We start from the raw sequence: 3,665 nt of genomic DNA, 5'->3' as shown, positions 1-3,665 counted from the left end.
CTCGAGCGAGAAGAGATCATACGGATTGATGATCGTCGGGACGCCCTGCCGCATGATCGTGTTGGTGACCGGATGGACCCGGATCTGGGCCGAGTCCGGGACCTGCTTGATGCAGACGACGAAATGCATGTGCGCCTCCGAAACGATCGTCGACGCTTGGTACGCACAGGTCGTGCCAACTCAAGGGATGGCGGGAATCGCGCGGAGTTTCAGCTTTTTTTCGACTCGACGGGCGTTCGTCGGCGGTGTCGGACGCGCCGCTGTCGGGAACGTGACAGGGGCTGGTCGCAGGCGCTTCCGCGGCGGCCGAGGCAAAAAAACGCGGGCGGCGCAATGGGCGCCGCCCGCAGCTGTAAACGAAAGACAAGTCCGGCCAATCGTCAGCGCGGAGGAAGCGGAGCAATCTCGTCGAGCGAGACGAAAGCCGACTTGGCCGGGACCGGTCGGTCCGGATCGTGCTCCTTGAGCACCTTGAAGACCCGCTGCGCCAGGGGTGATGACGATTCGAAATCGGAATAGGCCCGCTGGAGCACGGCCTTCGCGCGCGCTGCGGCGACGAGGTCTGGCAGGCCTTCGAGGTCATCGCCGGCGAGATATTCGCCCATGCGCTTCAGGATATGCAGGCGTGCGACGCGCAGCACCGCCTCGTCATGCGTCACGCCGAGCGCCGTGAAGATATCCTCGGCCGACGACAGACGCTTCAGCCTTTTGGCGATGTCCGTCGGAATCGGTTTGTCGTCGAGAGCACAGGACATGTCGATCTCCTCACAATATCAGATGGAGCCCAGCGTGCCGTCGGCGGAAGCCGCGACGCGCGCCTCCTCATGCAACCGGACGATCTCGTCGATCGATAGCGCCCGTTTCATCCGCGTCGCCGTGCGCCGCACCAGCGGAATAAGACGCGCAGCGACCGGCGGGGCGAGTTCGATGCCCAGTTCGCCGAGCGCATGGGCGAGCGCCTTGGCGCCGGAATGCTTGCCGATCACGATACGGTGTCGGCGGCCGAAAAGCATCGGGTCGGCGCCGCGATAGGTTTCCGGGTCGGCGAGAAGTCCCGCGACATGTATGCCGGATTCGTGCGCGAACACGTCGCGCCCGACGATCGCCTTGCCCGCGGGAACAGCGCGGCCGGACGCGCGCGCCACCCGGTCCGCGAGAGCGGGCAGCCGCTTGAGGTCGAGGCCGGTCTCAGCGCCGTAAAGCCCTGCCAACGCCGCCGCCACCTCGGCGAGGCAGGCGTTGCCGGCACGCTCGCCCAGGCCGCCGACAGTCACCGAAACGTGGGTTGCGCCGGCTCGCACCGCCGCGAGCGTGTTCGCGGTGGCCAGACCATAGTCGTCGTGGCCGTGGAATTCGATTGCCAGGCCCGACGCGCGGACGACCGGCGCGACGAGTTCGCAGGTTCGGAACGGATCGAGCGCGCCGACAGTGTCGGCTAGCCGCAGCCGGAAACCGCCTGCTTCGGCGACGGCTTCGGCGAGCCGTAGAAGATGGTTCGGATCGGCCCGCGAGGCGTCCTCCGCGCCCACCGCCACTTCGAATCCCGCGTCGAGCGCCATCGGCACGTAGCGGCGGACGCGGTCGATTGCCTCCGTCCGATCGAGGCCGAGTTTCACGCCGAGCAGCCTGTCGGAGGCCGGAATGGACAGGTTGACCGCACCGACCCCCGCCCGGCGCGCCGCGTCGATGTCGGGCTTGCCCATGCGGCACCATGCGAGCACCCGGACCCCGAGGCGACGCGTTGCAATGGCGCGAAGAGTCTCGATCTCCTCGTCGCCCATCGCCGGCGTTCCGGCTTCGAGTTCGGGCACGCCGGCCTCGGCGAGCGCTTCCGCGATTGCGACCTTCTCGGCCGGGGTAAAGGCGACCCCCGGCGTCTGCTCGCCATCGCGCAACGTCGTGTCGTTGAGCCAGACCTGACGCGCCGGCGCCGATGTCGCCGCCTCAAGCATAGGCGGCCTCGCGCGGCCGCGAGGATCGGCCTTCCGCTGTGCAGGGCGCGCGGTCGCGAAGCCGCGCCACGATCTCGGCCATGGCGGTCAGCGCGCGGTCGATGTCGTCGTCGTCGGTCTCGCGCGACAGGGAGAAGCGCACCGCGCCAAACTCCGCCGCTACGGGCGTGCCGATCGCTTTCAGCACATGCGACGGCTCATGGGAGCCGGCCGAGCAGGCCGCGCCGGTCGAGACCGCGATTCCCTCACGCCCCAGCATGGTCGCGACGGCCTCCGCTTCGGCGTCGGCGCAGACGATCGCGCTGGTGTTGGGCAGGCGCTCCGCGCTCGCGCCCAGCACCATGGCGTTACGGATGCGGCCGAGGAGGCCGCTTTCGAGCCGGTCGCGCAGGGCGCGCATGCGCGCCGTGTCGCCGCGCAAGCGCGGTCCGGCGATTTTGGCCGCCTTGCCGAAGCCGACCACGCCCGGAACGTTCTCGGTGCCGCCGCGGCGGGCTCGCTCCTGTCGCCCACCGTGGACGATCGGCTCGAGCTTGACGCCTCGGCGCACATAGAGCGCGCCGACGCCCTTGGGGCCGTGAAGCTTGTGCGCGGACAGCGACATAAGGTCGATGGCGGTGCGCTTGACGTCGATCGGCTCGCGTCCGGCGGCCTGAACGGCATCGGTATGGAAAAGGGCGCCGACAGCCTTGGCTTCCTCGGCCAAGGCCTCGACCGGAAACAAGATCCCGGTCTCGTTGTTCGCCCACATCATCGACACGACCGCCACGCGCGGCGACAACGCGGCGCGATAGCGCTCCCGGTCGAGGCAGCCGCAGCTTAGCACCGGAATGACATGCGCCTTGAGCCGTCCGGCGGCCTCCAGGCGCTTGACCAAAGCAAGCACGGCGGGATGCTCGACCGCGGACACGACGACCTCGTCCCGGCCGGGATGGGCCGCGAGGCCGGTGATGAGCGCCGTGTTGTCGCTCTCCGTCCCGCCGGAGGTGAACAGGATCTCGTCGGCAAAGCCGGTGCCGACGAGCGCGGCCACGTTGTCGCGGGCCGTCTTCATGCCCTGCCGGCTCGGGGCGGCGAAGCCGTGCGCCGACGAGGGGTTGCCGAAGTGCTCGGTGAGATACGGCAGCATCGCCGAGACGACCTCGGGATCGACGCGGGTCGTGGCGTTGTTGTCGAGATAGACCGGCTTCATGGCGCGCCGCTCCTCAGACCGGAACGACCTTGACCGGGAAGCCGAGCTTTTCAATGAGCTTCATGCGGACGCCAAGCACCGTCATCGAGGCGAGCTGGCATCCGGCGCAGGCGCCGGTCATACGCACACGTACGACGTCGCCCTCGACGCCGACCAGTTGGCAGTCGCCGCCGTCGGCGTTGAGGCGCGGGCGCAGCTCGGCGAGCGCCGCCTCGATGGCGGCCAGATGCTCGGGCCTGTCCAGGCTGCGCGTCGGTCGTGGCGCGCAGGCGGGACCCGCCGGCTGCGGCGCCTTCGCCGCGGCAGGACGGCGCTGCATGTCGATGAGGCGAACGCGCTCCGGCCGAGGGGCGGCGGGCTCCTCCTCAAAGTAAGGCATGTCGTTCAGCGCTGCTTCGAACATGGTCGCCTCCGCGAGATTCGGGCGTCAGGAGAAGGACTTGCCGCAGGAGCACTTCGACGAGGCGTTCGGGTTGTTGAACACGAAGCCGGAGCTCTTGAGCCCGCTGACGAAGTCGACT

The 3,665-nt window shown here is 68.9% G+C and carries 4 protein-coding genes and 2 pseudogenes; all 6 read right to left on the bottom strand.

The window, feature by feature from the left end:
- Window positions 1–129 (bottom strand): annotated as a pseudogene (locus ACLP25_RS10075) (nitrogen fixation protein FixA); the annotation flags it as partial.
- Between the two features lie 251 nt (window positions 130–380).
- Window positions 381–755 (bottom strand): nitrogenase stabilizing/protective protein NifW, encoded by a 375-nt coding sequence (gene nifW / locus ACLP25_RS10070; protein WP_442469059.1) that lies wholly within the window; start codon window positions 753–755, stop codon window positions 381–383.
- 18 nt (window positions 756–773) lie between these two features.
- Window positions 774–1,952 carry a homocitrate synthase gene (gene nifV / locus ACLP25_RS10065; protein WP_442469058.1) on the bottom strand — a complete coding sequence of 393 codons (1,179 nt, stop codon included), beginning with the start codon at window positions 1,950–1,952 and terminating at the stop codon, window positions 774–776.
- A complete protein-coding gene (locus ACLP25_RS10060) occupies window positions 1,945–3,144 on the bottom strand; it encodes an aminotransferase class V-fold PLP-dependent enzyme (RefSeq protein ID WP_442469057.1) in 1,200 nt (399 codons plus the stop codon). The genes nifV and ACLP25_RS10060 overlap by 8 nt, the downstream gene beginning before the upstream one ends.
- Window positions 3,145–3,157: 13 nt before the next feature.
- Window positions 3,158–3,547 (bottom strand): NifU family protein, encoded by a 390-nt coding sequence (locus tag ACLP25_RS10055; RefSeq protein WP_442469056.1) that lies wholly within the window; start codon window positions 3,545–3,547, stop codon window positions 3,158–3,160.
- Between the two features lie 24 nt (window positions 3,548–3,571).
- Window positions 3,572–3,665: pseudogene (locus ACLP25_RS10050) on the bottom strand (iron-sulfur cluster assembly accessory protein); the annotation flags it as partial.

Source organism: Roseiarcus sp. (assembly GCF_052145395.1).
Lineage (GTDB): Bacteria > Pseudomonadota > Alphaproteobacteria > Rhizobiales > Beijerinckiaceae > Roseiarcus.
The sequence above is the reverse complement of the archived record's forward strand: the minus strand, read 5'-3'. Positions and strand labels throughout refer to the sequence as shown.

Bases quoted from the DNA above. Each gene is read 5' to 3' on its own strand.
- nifW (WP_442469059.1), bottom strand. From the start codon at position 755: ATGTCCTGTGCTCTCGACGACAAACCGATTCCGACGGACATCGCCAAA.
- nifV (WP_442469058.1), bottom strand. From the start codon at position 1,952: ATGCTTGAGGCGGCGACATCGGCGCCGGCGCGTCAGGTCTGGCTCAAC.
- ACLP25_RS10060 (WP_442469057.1), bottom strand. From the start codon at position 3,144: ATGAAGCCGGTCTATCTCGACAACAACGCCACGACCCGCGTCGATCCC.
- ACLP25_RS10055 (WP_442469056.1), bottom strand. From the start codon at position 3,547: ATGTTCGAAGCAGCGCTGAACGACATGCCTTACTTTGAGGAGGAGCCC.